This is a genomic window from Klebsiella sp. AqSCr, assembly GCF_008452795.1.
Classification (GTDB): domain Bacteria; phylum Pseudomonadota; class Gammaproteobacteria; order Enterobacterales; family Enterobacteriaceae; genus Klebsiella; species Klebsiella pneumoniae.
On the sequence record NZ_MJDM01000005.1, the window covers coordinates 846,500 to 863,146 of the forward strand.

The 16,647-nt window shown below is 56.8% G+C and carries 18 protein-coding genes; 3 read left to right on the forward strand and 15 right to left on the reverse strand.

The annotated features are described in order from the left end of the window. Positions 1-221 precede the first annotated feature (221 nt). Positions 222-611, reverse strand: a complete 390-nt coding sequence (locus BHE81_RS08070) for a hypothetical protein (RefSeq protein ID WP_032414267.1) — start codon at positions 609-611, stop codon at positions 222-224. 282 nt (positions 612-893) lie between these two features. Between BHE81_RS08070 and BHE81_RS08075 the strand changes: the two genes are divergently transcribed. Both BHE81_RS08075 and ccrB read left to right on the forward strand, forming a co-directional pair. Beyond that, on the forward strand, positions 894-1,598 hold the full coding sequence (locus tag BHE81_RS08075) for a response regulator (RefSeq protein ID WP_004151175.1): 705 nt from the start codon (positions 894-896) through the stop codon (positions 1,596-1,598). Continuing rightward, positions 1,595-2,656: a HAMP domain-containing histidine kinase CrrB gene (ccrB, locus tag BHE81_RS08080; protein ID WP_021440280.1), complete on the forward strand. Its 1,062-nt coding sequence runs from the start codon at positions 1,595-1,597 to the stop codon at positions 2,654-2,656. The genes BHE81_RS08075 and ccrB overlap by 4 nt, the downstream gene beginning before the upstream one ends. Here ccrB and BHE81_RS08085 read toward each other — a convergent pair. From BHE81_RS08085 to BHE81_RS08150, 14 genes are all read right to left on the reverse strand, one after another. Continuing rightward, positions 2,653-3,588 (reverse strand): ATP-grasp fold amidoligase family protein, encoded by a 936-nt coding sequence (locus BHE81_RS08085; RefSeq protein ID WP_004148636.1) that lies wholly within the window; start codon positions 3,586-3,588, stop codon positions 2,653-2,655. The two genes, ccrB and BHE81_RS08085, sit on opposite strands and share 4 nt — an antisense overlap. Positions 3,589-3,824: 236 nt before the next feature. Beyond that, positions 3,825-4,862, reverse strand: a complete 1,038-nt coding sequence (locus BHE81_RS08090; RefSeq protein WP_032428315.1) for a S66 family peptidase — start codon at positions 4,860-4,862, stop codon at positions 3,825-3,827. 397 nt (positions 4,863-5,259) lie between these two features. Further along, entirely contained in the window at positions 5,260-6,102 is an 843-nt protein-coding gene (gene ccmI, locus BHE81_RS08095) for a c-type cytochrome biogenesis protein CcmI (protein WP_032428316.1), read from the reverse strand. Beyond that, positions 6,099-6,545 (reverse strand): cytochrome c-type biogenesis protein, encoded by a 447-nt coding sequence (locus BHE81_RS08100; RefSeq protein ID WP_014599186.1) that lies wholly within the window; start codon positions 6,543-6,545, stop codon positions 6,099-6,101. Before BHE81_RS08100 ends, ccmI begins: the two co-directional genes overlap by 4 nt. Positions 6,546-6,556: 11 nt before the next feature. After that, the gene (locus tag BHE81_RS08105; RefSeq protein WP_002908216.1) at positions 6,557-7,111 is read right to left on the reverse strand and encodes a DsbE family thiol:disulfide interchange protein; all 555 of its coding nucleotides are present in this window, start codon (positions 7,109-7,111) and stop codon (positions 6,557-6,559) included. Beyond that, complete coding sequence (locus BHE81_RS08110) at positions 7,108-9,060, reverse strand: heme lyase CcmF/NrfE family subunit (RefSeq protein ID WP_021440283.1); 1,953 nt, start codon at positions 9,058-9,060, stop codon at positions 7,108-7,110. The genes BHE81_RS08105 and BHE81_RS08110 overlap by 4 nt, the downstream gene beginning before the upstream one ends. Next, on the reverse strand, positions 9,057-9,515 hold the full coding sequence (gene ccmE, locus BHE81_RS08115; protein ID WP_021440284.1) for a cytochrome c maturation protein CcmE: 459 nt from the start codon (positions 9,513-9,515) through the stop codon (positions 9,057-9,059). The genes BHE81_RS08110 and ccmE overlap by 4 nt, the downstream gene beginning before the upstream one ends. After that, on the reverse strand, positions 9,499-9,729 hold the full coding sequence (gene ccmD / locus BHE81_RS08120) for a heme exporter protein CcmD (protein ID WP_021440285.1): 231 nt from the start codon (positions 9,727-9,729) through the stop codon (positions 9,499-9,501). The genes ccmE and ccmD overlap by 17 nt, the downstream gene beginning before the upstream one ends. Continuing rightward, positions 9,726-10,463 carry a heme ABC transporter permease gene (locus BHE81_RS08125; protein WP_004189553.1) on the reverse strand — a complete coding sequence of 246 codons (738 nt, stop codon included), beginning with the start codon at positions 10,461-10,463 and terminating at the stop codon, positions 9,726-9,728. Before BHE81_RS08125 ends, ccmD begins: the two co-directional genes overlap by 4 nt. Positions 10,464-10,512: 49 nt before the next feature. After that, positions 10,513-11,172 (reverse strand): heme exporter protein CcmB, encoded by a 660-nt coding sequence (gene ccmB / locus BHE81_RS08130; RefSeq protein WP_032428317.1) that lies wholly within the window; start codon positions 11,170-11,172, stop codon positions 10,513-10,515. After that, positions 11,169-11,792 carry a cytochrome c biogenesis heme-transporting ATPase CcmA gene (gene ccmA, locus BHE81_RS08135; protein WP_004151165.1) on the reverse strand — a complete coding sequence of 208 codons (624 nt, stop codon included), beginning with the start codon at positions 11,790-11,792 and terminating at the stop codon, positions 11,169-11,171. The genes ccmB and ccmA overlap by 4 nt, the downstream gene beginning before the upstream one ends. Before the next feature lie 83 nt (positions 11,793-11,875). Continuing rightward, on the reverse strand, positions 11,876-13,216 hold the full coding sequence (locus BHE81_RS08140; RefSeq protein WP_031591384.1) for a c-type cytochrome: 1,341 nt from the start codon (positions 13,214-13,216) through the stop codon (positions 11,876-11,878). Between the two features lie 10 nt (positions 13,217-13,226). After that, the gene (locus BHE81_RS08145) at positions 13,227-15,011 is read right to left on the reverse strand and encodes a GMC family oxidoreductase (protein ID WP_023301832.1); all 1,785 of its coding nucleotides are present in this window, start codon (positions 15,009-15,011) and stop codon (positions 13,227-13,229) included. A gap of 2 nt (positions 15,012-15,013) precedes the next feature. Further along, positions 15,014-15,769 (reverse strand): gluconate 2-dehydrogenase subunit 3 family protein, encoded by a 756-nt coding sequence (locus BHE81_RS08150; protein ID WP_004175724.1) that lies wholly within the window; start codon positions 15,767-15,769, stop codon positions 15,014-15,016. A 501-nt stretch (positions 15,770-16,270) separates the two neighbouring features. On the opposite strand from BHE81_RS08150, the gene BHE81_RS08155 reads away from it, so the two are divergent. Then, positions 16,271-16,642 carry a VOC family protein gene (locus BHE81_RS08155; protein ID WP_002908289.1) on the forward strand — a complete coding sequence of 124 codons (372 nt, stop codon included), beginning with the start codon at positions 16,271-16,273 and terminating at the stop codon, positions 16,640-16,642. The last annotated feature ends 5 nt before the right edge of the window (positions 16,643-16,647 follow it).

The following is a 16,647-nucleotide window of genomic DNA, read 5'->3' on the forward strand; positions in this document are numbered from 1 at the left end:
CGTTGCCTTTATAAATCATGATAAATTATATTAAACATCTGTGTGTAAAGGGTTCTGCAGTTGGTTTATTATGTCAGCTAAGTGAAACGAGACAGCAGAACAGAGCAGTCATAAATCCATGTGCTAAGTGTAACGTGATGATGTCAATCGTGAATGGATGTTTTATGGAGGATATGTGTACTCACTCCTGAGGTTATGTATCATATTGACATTGCATAATATCAAACCATTCTTATACATAAACATAAAGGTAGTCCGCAAAAGAAAACCATTAAAAAAAATTCATAATAAAAAACAAAATCATAGATATCTGGAAAAGTATTCAAAAGCAGATGTAATACAATGATGGTGTGTATAAACACTAAAACCAGACCGAATGTTATTGCAATGAAGTTTTTAAAAACTCCAGGTTTTTTCTGAATAATAAATGATAATGCTGTAATGATTATCAAAACACGAATCAGTAAAGATGAGGGTAATGTTGATTCTACTTTTTCATTAATTGAATGCACAAGGTAAAGCCAGGTAGATAGCAACCCATATGAAACGATGCAAAATAAAAGTGAGGCCATCAAATTCTCGCACCGGAAAAAACATTTAGTCAGCACCATAAAACTCCTTAGACAAAGTACATATTGCATGCACCACTTAACCTGGTTGTAGATTATCACTTAGCGATGTTGATTAATTATTTATAAAATGTGTAGTGAATATGGAGAGTGAGTCTGGTAAAATTTTAAGAAAATTTCTTGATGAACTTTTCCAAAAAGTACCTGTCAAAAGACATCAAATTGAAAATTAATGTTTGTAATTGAGTTAAAGAGCTTTAAGCATGACGATAAAAGTGCTTTCAGGGTAAAATGCATGTTGTCATCAGCACTGTGGAAGAAAATATGAACAACAACAATCTGATTATCGTCGCAGAAGACGATGATGACATCGCTGCCATACTGACAGGCTATTTACGTAAGGCAGGTATGAAAACCTTAAGAGCCGAAGACGGTGAGCAGGCAATCAATCTTACCCGTCTGAACAAGCCTGATCTCCTGCTATTGGACATCCACCTGCCCGTGTACGATGGCTGGAATGTTCTCACCACGTTAAGAAAGGAAACGAATGTACCGGTCATCATGGTGACAGCACTGGATCAAGACGTTGATAAACTGATGGGGCTACGGCTCGGGGCTGACGACTATGTGATAAAACCCTTCAATCCATCTGAGGTTATTGCCCGGGTTGAAGCTGTGCTTCGCAGAACCAGACCGGTTGCAGAGTCTACACATTCACGGCCTTTAAGAACGCCTTTTTTAACGATTTATCCTGATGAGTTTTACGTTGAAATCACTGCACAAGGTGAGGTTTCCACGCCAGTATTAACCACCACTGAGTTTAAGCTTTTAACCTATTTGGCGAGAAACCCGAGAAAAGTCTGTTCACGTGAAGAGTTACTCGATGCGTGTTTACCTGAGGGAGACTCGCTGGATCGTACTGTAGACAGTCATATGAGTAAACTTCGGAAAAAGCTTGAACATGCCGGATTGAAGGGCATTCCGGAAAGCATCCGAGGATTAGGCTACCGGTTGGGTGACAAAAAATGAACAAAGAAACGATTCTGAGCCGTCAGATTTTGACATATATGTTGTTGTTAACGTTTGTTATTATTGCCATTGCAATACTCGGTTCCTACTTATTTTATAGTTTCCTGATTTATTACCTGCCGGGTGGAATGAACGAAGGCAGTGAAGATGCTATGACATTCCTTGACTGGATGTGGATTCTGATGGCGTCCGTTACCAGTCTGGTCGTTGCACTTTTCTTTACCGTAAAGCTGTCTGCAAGAATATTCAACCCACTCAATGACGTCGCATACAGCCTGAAACAAATCTCTCAGGGAAACCTTAGTGCCAGAGCATTTAACAGCAGTTCTAAGTTGGGAGAGATGAATAGGCTCGTCAATGACTTTAATGAGATGGCTGAAAAGTTACAGACGCTGGATGCGCAGCGAAATTTATGGAATGCTGCAATTGCTCATGAACTCCGGACGCCGGTGACTATCTTACGTGGGAGGCTTCAGGGACTGGTTGATGGCGTGTTCGAACCAGAACCGTCGTTATTCAGGAACCTTCTTAAACAAACTGAAGGTCTGACCAACTTAATTGAGGATCTCCGCGTCGTGAGTTCGTCAGGAGGCGCTGGGTACTCCTTGATGCTGAGTGAAGTCGATCTCAAGGCCACGATTTCAAATGCGCTTGATACCTTTTGGCCGGACTTTGATAAAAAGCATTTCAAAATTGTCACTGAGATTAACCATCAGTATTGCGTTTGCGATCCCTTACGCATTATTCAGTGCCTCACCGTTCTTTTTGACAATGCCTTAAAATATTCCACATCACAAACGCTGTTAATAAAGAATGGTATTGCAGGAAACGATAATTTTATTATCGTTCAGGACAAAGGACCTGGAATTCCTGAAGAACTCCAGAAGTCCTTATTCCAGCCTTTTCAGCGAGGAGAATACGCCAAAAATATTAATCCAGAGGGCTGTGGTTTAGGGTTGTCGGTAGTTAAAGCCATTATGTGCGCCCACGGTGGAGACGTTAGCTATAGTTTAACACCAGAAAATGGCTCACTTTTCAAACTCTCATGGCCTGTTTAAGGGCATGAATACACAGGCTCGATCGAACCTGTTTTAGCAAGAGACAGATCCCACATACTGCCGAGTTTTGCGTCCCAAATTGATGGGGTGATTTTAAGTTTGCCTCTTTTGGGACTTAATGTTATTTCGCTGAAATAGATATCATCTCCTTTTAGCATAAGATCGACGCGGCAGTAGTCTATTTCTTTTGCTAAGTCCTGGGCGGCAATAACGGATTTATGAAATGATTCTGGTTCATCAACCGGCAATGGCGTGTTTGGGTATTCCATCTGAAAGGGTTGTAAATTCCACGCTCTGTCATAAACGTTAATGAATTCGTTTCCATCGCTGTCAGTAAAGTCGGCCTCGATAAAACATGCCACACCGTGAAAGCAATGTATTCTTATCATTTCCGGAGTTATATTCCGGTGTTTACTGGAAAATAGATCCAGATACATTTCGCATAGGATCACGGGTGGTATGTTTTTATACTGCCATTCTCGGGTCGTATAATACATATTCTTTTTAAGAGATAGTTTTAATTTGCTTTTAACCTTAGCGGGATCAATATTCGTTTTATCCGTGCATATGACCGCGCTACCACTATCATGATTGCATTTCAAAACAAATTTTGAGGGAAGTTTGTCGAAATCAATATCATCAACTCTATTATAAACACCTACTAAAGGAATAAGCTTAATTAAATTAGTCCGTTTCTCAACATACTGCCTGACCAGAAGTTTATCAGCAAGCAATGTATAAAATGGGTTGTGGATAAATAAAATGCGATGGCAAATTTTCTCATTAAGCGTTACAGGGTTGAGTAAATCCGGATATGTGCCAGATATTTCTCTTAACCTGTCTGCATGAAATGAAATGTCATTAGTCAAAATTGTTCTGCATTTTCTCAACAAATATTCAATGTATTTGATTTGATAGTTTATTTTGTTCATAACGCCTCCGGTTCAGAAAGGAAATTCTGACAGAGGTTTGTTGATTTATTTTTTGCAAATTATGGAGAGTATATGGACCGACTTGCTTCTTTATTAACAGAAATTAATCCGGACCATTGTCCGCGCCTTGCACGAATCGGAAAAGTTAACTGCACTGAAGATCCGCTCTGAACGAAGAGCGGATCTTCAGTGCAAAAGAACAGCAAGGCCCGCCTTTATTATTAATAATGCCTTATCTACAACTGCTGAGTTACCCAGCTACCATTTTCAGCGAAAAATACCGTCGCATCGGCTCCATTGACCAGGGATATTTGAGGAGGTATGTGGCCAATATCAACATCATACAGTACGGGCACGGCAATATTCTCAAAAGCGGCTTTAAGGGCATCCAGATAATTATGTTTAGTCGGGTCGCTTACGTCGGGTGCAGCACTTCTGCCGATAAGAACACCATTTAAGTTATCAAACCAACCCTGTAATCGTAAGCTAAATAATGCGCGTGTTAATTCACAGGGAGCCATTTCCACATTTTCAAAATAGAGGATTATTCCTTGAGGGCTATTGCTCGCCTTGAACAAGGGCACATTCCCGAATGGTGTACCTGCTAACCTGGATATTATTTCGAGGCAGCCGCCGATCAGTTTCCCGCTAAATGTCAGAGAAGATGTAACACCATCAAGGCGTTTCCACTGTGTTTTTTGGGTCAGATTGAAACCTCCGTCTGACGCTGTTCCCCATTGATTTTCATCCGCTTGAAATGCTGTTGAAGAGTACTGTTTGATTACAGTTCCCCGATTCGATTCCAGAATTTCCCATACGGCCTGAGTGGTGGCATCTAACTTTTGAGCGCCAAGATCCATGAGGTTCGGCCCATGCAAAGTAGCCCAGCCCGATATCGTCGTCAGTGGGAAATGAAGTGTACTAAGATCTGAAAAGCCCACAAACCATTTTGGTTTAGACCGGGACAACAGATCAAAATCAATCAAATCAAGTAATTCCATCGCCAGATCACCGCCCCAAGGTGGCATAACAGCTTTTATATCTGGGTCAGTAAGATAAGACATTAATTCTTCAACGCGAGAAAATTTAGTTGCGCTTTTATTTTTGTACTGCGAGCGTAAGCAGCGTCCTTCGCGGACCTGGTAACCTCTTTTCTTTAGGTTTTTTATGGCGAGTTCCAGTCTGGGATGCAGATGTTCAGGTACGCCAGAAGAGGGAGCGGTTACACCAATAACATCTCCTGGAGCCAGCCTGGGTGGAAAGAGGACACTCATGGATAGATCCTTTTCAGAACATATAGAATTCCATAGCACCACGAAGCGGGAGCACAGAGTACGCTGAAGTCACGCGTGAGAAACGCTTTCCCGGGCTGAGAACCAGGAAACCGATAATAGTCTCCACCACCGCCGGCAAGAAATCAGGCTCCGTGCCCAATATGTTGCCGGGTGGCGGCTGGCGCCTTACCCGGCCTACAAAGGCTACCCGCGATTTGGCGCTCTATTCGCGCCCTTCGTAGGCCCGCGCAAGCGTAGCGCCGCCGGGCAAGGACAGCGGGCACGGAGCCGATTTTGTGCCGGGTGCCGGGTGGCGGCTGCGCCTTACCCGGCCTACAAAACCAGGGCTGACCGTACCGCCCTCGCGGCAGACCCCACGTTCAGCGCCGCCGGGCAGTTATTGTGCCTGCTGCTGCGCTTGCGCCAGCTGGCGGACGATCGCCTCGCGCCGCGCATCCCCTTTCGGCAGCCGGGCCAGTAACGCCTGCAGGGCCGCCACGGCCTCGGGGTAATCTTCATTGCGCACCGCGCTCAGGGCCAGCATCTCCAGCACCGGCAGGCTGTTCGGCTGCCGCTGATGCAGGTCGCGCAGCAGCAGCTCGCCCATCCGAACCTGGCCGCTATCTCCCGCCCGTACCAGCGCGCTGGCGTAATCGAAAGCCGCCGCCGGGTCATCCGCCGCCAGAGCATGCGCCCGGCCAAAGGCGCCGATCGCCGTCTCGCCATCGTTTAACAACAGGCCCAGCCGCCCAAGCAGCTGCCAGCCGGCGAGGTCGTTCGGGGTATCCTGCAGGTGGCTGCGCAGGCCAAGCCGCAGCTCCGCCAGCTCATCCATTCGCAGCGGCGCCGCCGTCGGGTCCTTAACCTGCTGCAACAGCGCAGGATAATGCCGTTCAGCCTGCTGCCAGAGCAGCACCTGGCCAATATCGCTGGTTTTCAGATACAGGCCGAGACTCAGGACCACCAGCAGCAGCGCGCCCGGAAACAACGCCCAGCGGCGTAGCGGCCGTTCGCCAGGCAGCGGCTGCGGCGGGATATCGGTCAGCAGCGTGCGCTGAAGCTCGACGACCAGCGCCGGGTTGTCCTCGCCGCGCTCCTGCGCCAGCTCCTGCAGGCGCGACTGGTACAGGGCGCGGTTGAGGGCATCGCGGTCTACCGCCCCTTTGCCCGACCACGGGAAGTACAGCAGCCCCAGCGCGCCAGCCAGCAGCAGCGCGACGATAACCACCAACAGGCTCATCGTTCTTTTCCTTCTTTCAATAATGCCGCCAGCCGCTGGCGCTCTTCGGCGCTGAGCGCCGCGTCAGGAATGTCGCGACGGCGGGCGCGGGCGATAATCACTCCCGCGCCCGCCAGCACGAACAACCCCGGTCCCAGCCACAGCAGCACCGTGCCCGCGGTCAGCGGCGGCTCATAGCTGACAAAATGACCGTAGCGGGCCACCATATAGTCAACGATCTGCCCTTTCGTTTTACCCTGCTGCATCAGCTCGTACACCTTCTGCCGCATATCAGCGGCAATCATCGCGTTTGAGTCGGCGATGCTGTTGTTCTGGCATTTAGGGCAGCGCAGTTGGGAGGTGATCTCGCGGAAGGCCTGCTCCTGGGCCTCATCCTTAAACTGCCAGGTATCGATGGCGGCCCACGCCTGGCCGGTCAGCATCAGCGCCAGCAGGATGACCATTACCCCTCTCATCAGCCCGCCCTCCGGTTGTATTGATCCCACAGCGGCTGGAGCTCCTCGCGCCACACCCGTTCGTTCAGGTCGCCGGCGTGCCGCCAGCGGATAATGCCCTGACCGTCGATGAGAAACGTCTCCGGCGCGCCATAGACCCCGAGATCCAGGCCAAGCATGCCGTTGCCGTCGTAGAGGCTCAGCCTGTAGGGATTACCCAGGCGCTGCAGCCAGCTCATCGCCTTCTGGCGATCGTCTTTGTAGTTCATCCCCACCACCCGCACGCCCTGCTGCGCCAGGCCGTTGAGAAACTGATGCTCGGCGCGACAGGTTGGACACCAGGTGGCCCAGACGTTGAGCAGCAGCGGCTTGCCGTCAATCAGCGTCCGTCGGTCCAGCGTCTGACCGGGGGTATTCAGCGCTTCAAGGCGAAATTCCGGCAGCGGTTTGCCAATCAGCGCCGACTCGAGGGTCGTCGGGTCATCGCCATCGGCGTTGCGCATCAGCTGCCAGAACAGCGCGGCGGCCAGCGCCAGAAACAGCACCAGCGGGATAAACAATAGCTTCCGGTTCATGAGGCCTCCTGCAGCTTCTTACGCATCCGGTAGCGCGGATCGAGCATGCAGCACAGACCGCCGAGGGCCATCAGCACCCCGCCGTACCAGATCCAGCGAACGAACGGTTTATAGTACAGACGCACCGCCCAGCTGCCGTCGCTCAGCTCTTCCCCTAGCGCGGCGTACAGATCGCGGGTCAGCCCGCCGCTGATCGCCGCCTCGGTCATCATCATCCGGCTGGCGGTGTAAAAGCGTTTCTCGGCATACAGCGTCGTTTCCGGGCGGCCGTTGCGGGTCACGGCGATAATGCCTTCGCCGCCGGTCCAGTTGGGGCCGACGATATTGCGCACGCCGTTAAACACAAAGTGATAGCGGTGGATATCGATGCTGTCGCCGGGGCGCATCCGTACATCGCGCTCCACGCTGTAGTTCTGGCTGAAGGTGATGCCGATAACGGTCACCGCCACGCCGACGTGACCGAGCACCATCCCCCACTGGCTGCGGGTCAGCGTGCGCAGGCCGCGCCAGAAGCCGTGGCGATGGGTGGCCCGTTCGTGAACCTCCATCAGGGCGAAGATCAGCACCCACAGGGCCATCATCAGGCCTATGACCGCCATGGCGGTGATACGGTCCTGCAGCAGCCACGGCAGCGCCAGAGAAAGTGACAACGTCACCAGCAGAGCGATAATCAGGCGCTTAATCTGCCTGGCGACGTCATCGCGCCGCCAGCGGATCAGCGGTCCCAGCCCCAGCAGCAGCGCAAACGGCGCCATCAGGGCGGTGAACATGGTGTTAAAGAACGGCTCGCCGATGGAGATGCTGCCGAGGCCCAGCTCTTTATGCACCAGCGGCAGCAGCGTCCCGAGGAGCACCACCAGCATCGCGGCCATCAGCAAGATATTGTTGCCAAGCAGGAACGACTCGCGCGACCACAGCGTATGTTCCACCCGCGCCCGCACCCGGCCGCCCTTCAGGGCGTACAGCAGCAGCGATCCGCCGATGGCGACAATCAGCAGTACCAGAATAAACAGCCCGCGCGACGGATCCGAGGCGAAGGCATGCACCGAAACCAGCACCCCGGAGCGCACCAGGAAGGTGCCCAGCAGGCACAGGGAGAAGGCGGCGATGGCCAGCAGCACCGTCCAGGCGCGGAAGCTGCCCCGCTTCTCGGTTACCGCCAGGGAGTGCAGCAGCGCGGTTCCCACCAGCCACGGCATAAACGAGGCGTTTTCCACCGGGTCCCAGAACCACCAGCCGCCCCAGCCCAGTTCGTAGTATGCCCACGCCGAGCCCAGCACGATGCCGAGAGTGAGGAACATCCATGCCGCCTGGGTCCAGGGACGCGACCAGCGCGCCCAGGCAGTATCCAGCCGGCCCGCCAGCAGCGAGGCGATGGCGAAGGCGAAAGCCACCGAGAAGCCGACGTAACCCATATAGAGGATCGGCGGATGGAAAATCATGCCGATATCCTGCAGCAGTGGATTGAGGTCGCGGCCATCAATGGGGTACTGCGGCAGGCCGCGGCTGAACGGATTGGAGGTGAAGAGGATAAACAGCAGGAAACCAAAGGCGATCATCCCCATCACCGCCAGCACCCGGGCGACGGCGTCGAGCGGCATCCGGCGGCTGAAGATGGCGACGGCGAAGGTCCAGACGCTGAGCAGCAGAACCCACAGCAGCAGCGAGCCCTCGTGCGCCCCCCAGGTTGCCGCCACCCGATACCACACCGGCAGCGCGCTGTTGGAGTTTTCCGCCACGTAGCGGACGGTAAAGTCATTGACCACAAAGGCGTGCACCAGCAGCAGGAAGGCGCCGCCGATACAGGCGAATAGCCCACAGGCCAGCGGCCGCGCCAGGGCCATCAGCGGCCGATCCTGCCGCGCCGCGCCCCACAGGGGATAGACGTTCAGGAGCAGCGCCAGCCCCGCCGCCAGACACAATAAAAAGTTGCCCAGCTCCGGCATCATGGCTGCGTCCCCGTTTTCTCCGGCGTCATGGCGTTTTTCACCTCCGGCGGCGTGTAATTTTCATCATGTTTGGCCAGCACCTGCTGGGCGGTAATATGCCGCTCGCCGTCCAGCACGCCCTGGGCCACCACGCCCTGCCCTTCACGAAACAGGTCCGGCAAAATGCCCTTATAGCTGACGTCCACCACCCCGCGGGCGTCATACAGCTTAAAGCGCACATCGAGAGTTTGCGGGTCGCGCTGCAGGGAGCCCGGCTGAACGTAGCCCCCCACCCGCAGGCGCTGCCCGGTATGGGGCAGCGCCCGGGTTTCCGTTTTACCGTAGATAATTTCCCCCGGGGTGTAGAACAGATCGATATTGCTGCTCAGGGCGTACAGCGTCAGGCTGACGGTTAGCCCGAGGCCGGCGAGCACCGCCAGCACGATATACAGCCGGATTTTACGACGCGCTTGCATCCGCGGCCTCCTTGTCATGTTCGCGGGCGGCAGCGATCCGCCGCTCGCGCGCCTGCTGGCGTCGTACCTCATGGAACAGCGCCCGCCGCGCCCACAGAGTGTGCACCATCAGCAGGGCAAAGGCGGCGACGGTCACGGCCACCGCCAGCCAGACGTACACGGCATAGCCGCCCATATTCAGGAAGGCGGCGAAAGACGAAAAGGCGGGGCTCATCGGGCGGCTCCTTTATTCACCAGCGCCACCACCCACGGTCGACGGCGCTCCAGTTGCAGGATCAGGTTACGCAGGCGCATCAGGGTCAGGGTGACCGACAGCGTGAGGAAGGCAAAGATGCAGATCCGCAGCGGCAGACGCATGCTTGGGTCGATGGTTTGCTGCAGGTTGGTCGAGCCCTGGTGCAGGGTGTTCCACCAGTAGACCGAGTAATGAATGATGGGCAGATTGACCACCCCGACCAGCACGAGGATCCCCGCCGCGCGCCCGGCCAGCCGCCGGTCGTCAAAGGCGTGCCACAGGGCGATGACCCCGGCATACAGAAACAGCAGCACCAGCTCCGAGGTCAGACGGGCGTCCCAGATCCACCAGGTCCCCCACATCGGCTTGCCCCATGCCGCGCCGCTGACCAGCGCCACCAGGGTGCAGACCGCCCCCACCGGCGCCAGGGCGGCGATCGCCAGATCGGCCATTTTGATCTGCCAGACCACCCCGACGAAGGCCGCGACGGCCATCGCCAGGTACAGCCCCATCGACCACATCGCCGTCGGAACGTGAAGGTACATGATCCGGTAGCTTTCCCCCTGCTGATAGTCCGCGGGGGCGAAGCCAAAGCCCCACCCCAGGCCGATGACCAGCAACAGCGCGCTCAACGCCGCCAGCCAGGGGATCCAGCATCCGCACAGGCGGTACAGCCGCTCGGGGATCGCCAGTTGATGTAACGCTTTCCACATAGACGCTTACTCACACGGTTATGATGGCCGCGCCCGCAGGCGCAGCGAGTTATCGCACGGTCAGCCGCAGCGCAGCGGCGGTGGCGAACGGACACAGGGTGGCGCTGGCGGTTAAGAACGCCGCCAGCATCGCCAGATAGCCGCTGGCCGGGAGCTCGGCGGCCGCCGCCTGGCAGGCCGCGGTGGCGAAAATCAGCAGCGGCACCGCCAGCGGCAGCACCAGCAGGCTCAGCAGGACGCCGCCGCGCTTCAGGCCGACCGTCAGGCCAACCCCCACCGCGCCGAGAAAACTGAGCGTCGGGGTGCCAAGCAGCAAGGTCAGCGCCAGCACACCGGCGTCATGCAGACTCATCCCCAGCAGCAGCGCCGCCAGCGGCGAGACGATCAGCAGCGGCAGGCCGCTCATCATCCAGTGGGCAACCACCTTCACCAGCACCACCGCCACCAGCGGCGTCGGCAGGAGCATCAGTTGCTCCAGGGAACCGTCCTGCCAGTCGTCGCGAAACAACCGATCCATCACCAGCAGCGCCGCCAGCAGCGCGGCGACCCACACCACGCCCGGCGCAATCTGCGCCAGCAGCTGCGGCGCGGCGCCGACGCCGAACGGAAACAGGGTGATGACGATCAGAAAGAACCAGAGCGGATTGAGGATCTCCGCCCCGCTGCGCCACGCCAGGCGCAGTTCCCGGGCCAACAGCGCACGCATCATTGCCCGCCTCCAGCGTCGCCGCCGAGGCGCAGGGTGCGCAACGGACAGCCCAGCGGCCGCAGCGGCTGGTGGGTGGTGAGGATGGCGCATCCCCCCTGCCGGGCGTGCTGCTCCAGGCGACGGGTCAGGGTTTCCATCGCCGTGGCGTCGAGGGCGGTGAACGGCTCATCGAGGATCCACAGCGGCGCGTCGGTTAACCACAGGCGGGTGAGCGCCACCCGGCGCTGCTGCCCGGCGGAGAGCTGGCTCAAGGGGAGATCTTCATAGCCCGCCAGGCCGACGGCGGCGAGGGCGCTTTCCCGCTGCTGAAGGCGGCTGGCCGGAAAGAAGAAACGCAGGTTTTCATCGGCGGTCAGCGCCGCGTTAACGCCGGGTTTATGGCCCAGCCACAGCAGCTGACGGTGAAATGACTCCCGGACCTTCGCCAGCGGCTGGCCCTGCCAGCTCACCACCCCGCTTTCCGGGCGCGCCAGGCCGCAGAGGATCCGCAGCAGCGAGGTTTTCCCCGCGCCGTTATCACCGGCGACCTGCAGCAGCTCGCCGGCAGCGAGGGACAGCGTCAGCGCCGCAAACAGCGGTCGATCGTCAACGATGCAGGTCAGTCGCTCTGCATGCAGCATGAAGGCAAACTCCTTGATTCAGACAGTATTTTACGTCGTCGCTAAGTATGGGTTGCGCCGCGCGGGCGACGCAACCCTGACGGTTACTGTCCGGCCCCCGGCAGCTTCGAGATATCGGCGTTGCCTAACGTCTTCTCATCGTGCGCCGCGGTCTCCTTACGCACCTTCGCCACATCGCTGGCGCTGACCGCCGGCGCGTTGTTGCCCCAGCTGGTGCGGATGAAATTGACCACATCCGCCACCTGCTGGTCGTCCAGGCGCCAGCCGAACGACGGCATGGTCAGGTTGGAGACCGCATCTTTCACCGCCGGCGTGGTGCTCCCGGTCAGAACGATGTGGATAAGCGAAGTGGCATCTTCCGTCTGTACCACCGGGTTGCCCTTCAGCGACGGGAAGGCGCGTTTATAGCCCGCGCCGTCGGTACGGTGGCAGGCGGCGCAGTTATCGACGTACAGCGCGGCGCCGGTTTTGCTGTCGTTACCCTTCCACAGATCTTTCGCCACGCTGTCTTCCACCGGGGCTGGGGTCTGTTTGCCGCCGCGCGGCGGGAGCGATTTCAGGTAGCGGGCGATGGCGGTGATGTCGTCATCAGAGAGATACTGCAGACTATGCTCCACCACATCGCTCATGCCGCCGAAGACCACCGATTTATCGTTGCGTCCGGTTTTGAGGAACTCGGCCAGCTCGGCTTCGCTCCAGGTCCCCAGACCGTCGCGGTTTTCGCCGCGCAGGCTGGAGGCGACCCAGCCGTCAATCGGCGCATTGCTGCCCGCCAGGTAATCATCGCCTTCGCTTTCGCTGAGCGCTTTTTCCTGCATCGTCAGGCTACGCGGGGTATGACAGGCGCCGCAGTGGCCCAGACCTTCCACCAGATAGCGGCCGCGCTCCAGCACCGGGTCAACCTGCGGGTTGGCGACAAAGTCGCTCGGCGTCGGGGCGAAGATGCCGCGCCAGAACGCCAGCGGCCAGCGCATCGACAGCGGCCATGGGATGTCGGTGTCCTTGTTGGCGACATTCACCGGCTCCACGCCGTGCATAAAGTAGGCGTACATGGCGCGCATGTCCGCTTCGCTGATCCGCGCGAACGAGGGATACGGCATCGCCGGATAGAGCGTGGAACCGTCTTTCCGCACGCCCTTGCGCACCGCGTCGTCGAACTCTTCGAAGGTGTACCCGCCAATGCCGTGTTCTTTATCCGGCGTGATATTGGTGGAGTAGATGGTGCCGATCGGCGTCTCCATCGGCAAACCGCCGGCGAAAGGTTTCCCCGCTTTGCCGTTGGTGTGGCAGGCGACACAGTCCCCCGCCCGCGCCAGATACTCCCCCTGCTTAATCAGATTGCTGTCCGCAGGCGCCTCTTCGGCGAAGGCCGCGCAGCTCAATGCCCCAAGCACCAGGGCCGATAACCATTGCATTTTCATCATCTGCCTTCCTTTATGCCTGCACCAGGGGACCCGGATTTTTCAGATACTGCTCACGGATCGCCTTCGCTGACCAGTAGGCCAGCGCGGCCACCGTGCCGGTTGGGTTGTAGCCCAGCCCCTGCGGGAACGCGGAGGCGCCGATGACGAAGACGTTATGCACGTCCCAGCTTTGCAGATAACGGTTCACGGCGCTGGTTTTCGGATCTTCCCCCATCACCGCCCCACCGTTCATATGGGTGGTCTGGTAGGTGGTGGTATCAAAGTGGCTGTTGGCGTTTTTCGGGCTGCCGAGGATATATTTCGGCTTCATCGCTTTGGCGATCGGCGCCATCTTATCGAACATAAACTGCGCCATCTTGATGTCGTTTTCCTGCCAGTCGAAGGTCATGCGCAGCAGCGGCTGGCCGAAGACGTTTTTGTAGTTCGGATCAAGATCGAGGTAGTTCTGCCGATAGGACTGGTGCGCGCCGTGGGCATCCATCGACAGGTGATGGGTGTAGGTGTCGGCCACCGCCGCTTTCCACTTGCTGCCCCACGCCGGGGTGCCCGGCGGTACCGGGAAACCGGAGATGGGCTTGGTCCCGGCCTGGTTGACCCAGAACGGCGAACCGCCGACAAAGCCCGCCGCGCCGTGGTCGAAGTTGTCGGCGTTGAAGTCGTCGACGCCGACGCCGTTGCCGCCCGCGCCGATAAACGGATTGGTATAGGTGTCTTTGTCGAAAATGGCCTTGATGGTGGTCATGTTCTGGTAGGCGAAGTTACGCCCCACCACCCCTTCGCCGGTCTCCGGATTGTACGGTTTGCCGATCCCGGAGAGCAGCATCAGGTGCACGTTGTGGAACTGGAAGGCGCCGATAATCACCAGGTCCGCCGGCTGTTCCATTTCGCGCCCCTGGCCGTCGACGTAGGTCACGCTGGTGGCGCGGGATTTGTCGTCGGTCAGGTTGACCTTCAGCACGTTGGCGTTAGTCCGCAGCTCAAAGCGTTTTTCCTGGCGCAGCGCCGGCAGAATGTTCACGTTCGGCGAGGCTTTAGAGTACATGTAGCAGGCGTAGCCGCTGCAGAAACCGCAGAAGTTGCACGGGCCCATCTGCGCGCCGTAGGGGTTGGTATAGGAGTCGGAGGTGTTGGCCGACGGCAGGTTATAGGGGTGATACCCCACTTCCAGCGCCGCTTTTTCAAACAGCTGCGCCGACCAGGTGTTTTTCTGCGCCGGCAGCGGGAAGTCGTCCGAGCGGTCCGGGGCGAAGGCGTTGCCGCCGCGGCCTTTGCCGACGACCTTGCCTTTGATCGACCAGGCGGTCCCGGAGGTACCGAATACTTTTTCCGCTTTATCGAAGAACGGTTCCAGCTCGTCGTAGGTGACGCCGAAATCCTGGATGATCATATCCTGGGGGATGAAGTTTTTGCCGTAGCGTTCTTCATAGTGGCTGCGCATCCGCAGCTCAATGGGATCGACGCGGAAATGGACGCCGGACCAGTGCAGCCCGGCGCCGCCCACGCCGGTACCCGGCAGGAAGGCCGCCAGCTGGCGATAGGGCACCGCCTGTTGGCTGGTGTTATGCCGGATGGTGACGGTGCTTTTCGACAGATCCTGGAACAGCTTGCGGCGGATGTTGTAGGTCAGCTCATCAATCACCTGCGGATAGGCGCCGTCCGGCCAGGTGTCGCGCATCGGGCCGCGCTCCAGCGCGACGACGTTGAGCCCCGCTTCGGTCAGCTCTTTGGCCATGATCGCCCCAACCCAGCCGAAGCCGACGATCGCGACATCGGTTTTTTTCAATACGGTGGCCATGATTACGCCCTCTCCCCATTAATTGATACCGGTGGGAAGGGGTAGCGTTCGCCCCGTTCAACCCAGTCCATAAAGTCGGCGCGCGCGCCGGGAAAATTAATCAGCGTCCAGCCGACCATGCCTTTATTGCCGCCATGGATCGGGTCGCTGAAGAACCCTTCGCGGGTGTTTTGCAGCAGATAGGTGAAGAACAGCGAGGCCGGCAGCTGTTTGAACTCGGCTTTACCCGATTCCCACAGGCCGAGCGCCTCGTCCTGCTGCTCGCTGCTCAGTTCAGCGAAGGTTTTATGATATTTGTCCTGACACCACGCTTCGGCGTCGGCGATCCCGAGGTTATAGATCTGTTTGGGCACCAGCGGCAGCTGATAACCCATCTCTTTCGGCACGTCGGGATTGAAGGGCCCCTGCATATACCAGATGGAGCCGGTGGCGTAAGGGGTATTGAGCTGGCGGTCGATAAACTCCGGGACGCCGGCCTCTTTGGCGCCGGGGCCAAGTTCATCCGCCGGGATTAAGCGAGCGACGGCGGCGTTGATAAACGCCCACTCACGATCGTTGAAGAACTGCGGCTTCCAGTCGCTGGCCGCCGCGGTGTTCCCGGAGGCTGGCTCTGAAGCGGGGGCCGCCTGCGCGGTCGCGCTGGTGGCCACGCCAATAGCCCCTGCTCCCGCGCCGCCGATCACCACCGTCGGGATCAGCGCCATCGATTTCACCAGGAAATCACGCCTGGAATTGTTGGTTTTCTCGCTCGACATCATCACATTCCTGTCATTGAAAATTACTGTTTTTGTCGCTGACAAAACCAGTGAATGTCGTGCTGGAACCGGTACCATTGCGCTTTTAAACCGCTTAGCGTCTGGCCCGGCCCGGCAAGTCGGATAAAACATCGCCAGAGGCGATATCATTTATAGGGTTATCGTTTGGATAGTAGACGATTCTCAACGAAACGCGGGAAATCGGAGAGAAATTCACCGGTCTGTCATCGTGAGAAGAGTGCTGCCATAACCTTGAGGCGGTAAACCAGCGGCATTCACACCGCGCTGAGCTTACCCATGCGCCAAAAAAGAGTGACTTGTATCACAAATGTTATTTTTTGTTTATGGTACATGGCAGATTAAACGTCTGTAAATACTCGTATTAGGAATAATTAAACATTTTGAGCTGTTAAAAAAGTTAATAACCGTTGTTAACTATCTTGTATCTATTGTCCGGCTAGCGCCTTCAGCTGGTGATATACCATCCACAGGAGAAGAGAAGATATATTCGATCATGTGAAATTCGGCGTTAGCGACTATGCCGCCAGCAAAGCGTTCTTTTTGCAGGCCCTGGCCCCGCTTGGCGTAACGCTGGTCGGCGAAGGCGAACCGAGCTACGGCGCAGAGCTGGCCGGCAGCGGCGATGCTTCTCTATGCCTCTATCAAAGTGCGGAAAAACCGGCGCCGCTGCACATTGCCTTTCGCGCCGACAGCCGCGAGCAGGTCGATGCCTTCTGGCAGGCGGCGCTGGCCGCCGGAGGAAAGGACAACGGCGCGCCGGGGCTACGGCCAAACTACCACGCCAGTTACTACGCCGCGTTTGTGATTGCGCCAGACGGACACAATATTGAAGCCGTGTGCCATCTGGCGGGGTAACGGGC

Excerpts from the sequence above, each read along its gene's own strand:
- BHE81_RS08070 (WP_032414267.1), bottom strand. The coding sequence starts at position 611 with ATGGTGCTGACTAAATGTTTTTTCCGGTGCGAGAATTTGATGGCCTCA.
- BHE81_RS08075 (WP_004151175.1), top strand. The coding sequence starts at position 894 with ATGAACAACAACAATCTGATTATCGTCGCAGAAGACGATGATGACATC.
- ccrB (WP_021440280.1), top strand. The coding sequence starts at position 1,595 with ATGAACAAAGAAACGATTCTGAGCCGTCAGATTTTGACATATATGTTG.
- BHE81_RS08085 (WP_004148636.1), bottom strand. The coding sequence starts at position 3,588 with ATGAACAAAATAAACTATCAAATCAAATACATTGAATATTTGTTGAGA.
- BHE81_RS08090 (WP_032428315.1), bottom strand. The coding sequence starts at position 4,862 with ATGAGTGTCCTCTTTCCACCCAGGCTGGCTCCAGGAGATGTTATTGGT.
- ccmI (WP_032428316.1), bottom strand. The coding sequence starts at position 6,102 with ATGAGCCTGTTGGTGGTTATCGTCGCGCTGCTGCTGGCTGGCGCGCTG.
- BHE81_RS08100 (WP_014599186.1), bottom strand. The coding sequence starts at position 6,545 with ATGGTCATCCTGCTGGCGCTGATGCTGACCGGCCAGGCGTGGGCCGCC.
- BHE81_RS08105 (WP_002908216.1), bottom strand. The coding sequence starts at position 7,111 with ATGAACCGGAAGCTATTGTTTATCCCGCTGGTGCTGTTTCTGGCGCTG.
- BHE81_RS08110 (WP_021440283.1), bottom strand. The coding sequence starts at position 9,060 with ATGATGCCGGAGCTGGGCAACTTTTTATTGTGTCTGGCGGCGGGGCTG.
- ccmE (WP_021440284.1), bottom strand. The coding sequence starts at position 9,515 with ATGCAAGCGCGTCGTAAAATCCGGCTGTATATCGTGCTGGCGGTGCTC.
- ccmD (WP_021440285.1), bottom strand. The coding sequence starts at position 9,729 with ATGAGCCCCGCCTTTTCGTCTTTCGCCGCCTTCCTGAATATGGGCGGC.
- BHE81_RS08125 (WP_004189553.1), bottom strand. The coding sequence starts at position 10,463 with ATGTGGAAAGCGTTACATCAACTGGCGATCCCCGAGCGGCTGTACCGC.
- ccmB (WP_032428317.1), bottom strand. The coding sequence starts at position 11,172 with ATGATGCGTGCGCTGTTGGCCCGGGAACTGCGCCTGGCGTGGCGCAGC.
- ccmA (WP_004151165.1), bottom strand. The coding sequence starts at position 11,792 with ATGCTGCATGCAGAGCGACTGACCTGCATCGTTGACGATCGACCGCTG.
- BHE81_RS08140 (WP_031591384.1), bottom strand. The coding sequence starts at position 13,216 with ATGATGAAAATGCAATGGTTATCGGCCCTGGTGCTTGGGGCATTGAGC.
- BHE81_RS08145 (WP_023301832.1), bottom strand. The coding sequence starts at position 15,011 with ATGGCCACCGTATTGAAAAAAACCGATGTCGCGATCGTCGGCTTCGGC.
- BHE81_RS08150 (WP_004175724.1), bottom strand. The coding sequence starts at position 15,769 with ATGATGTCGAGCGAGAAAACCAACAATTCCAGGCGTGATTTCCTGGTG.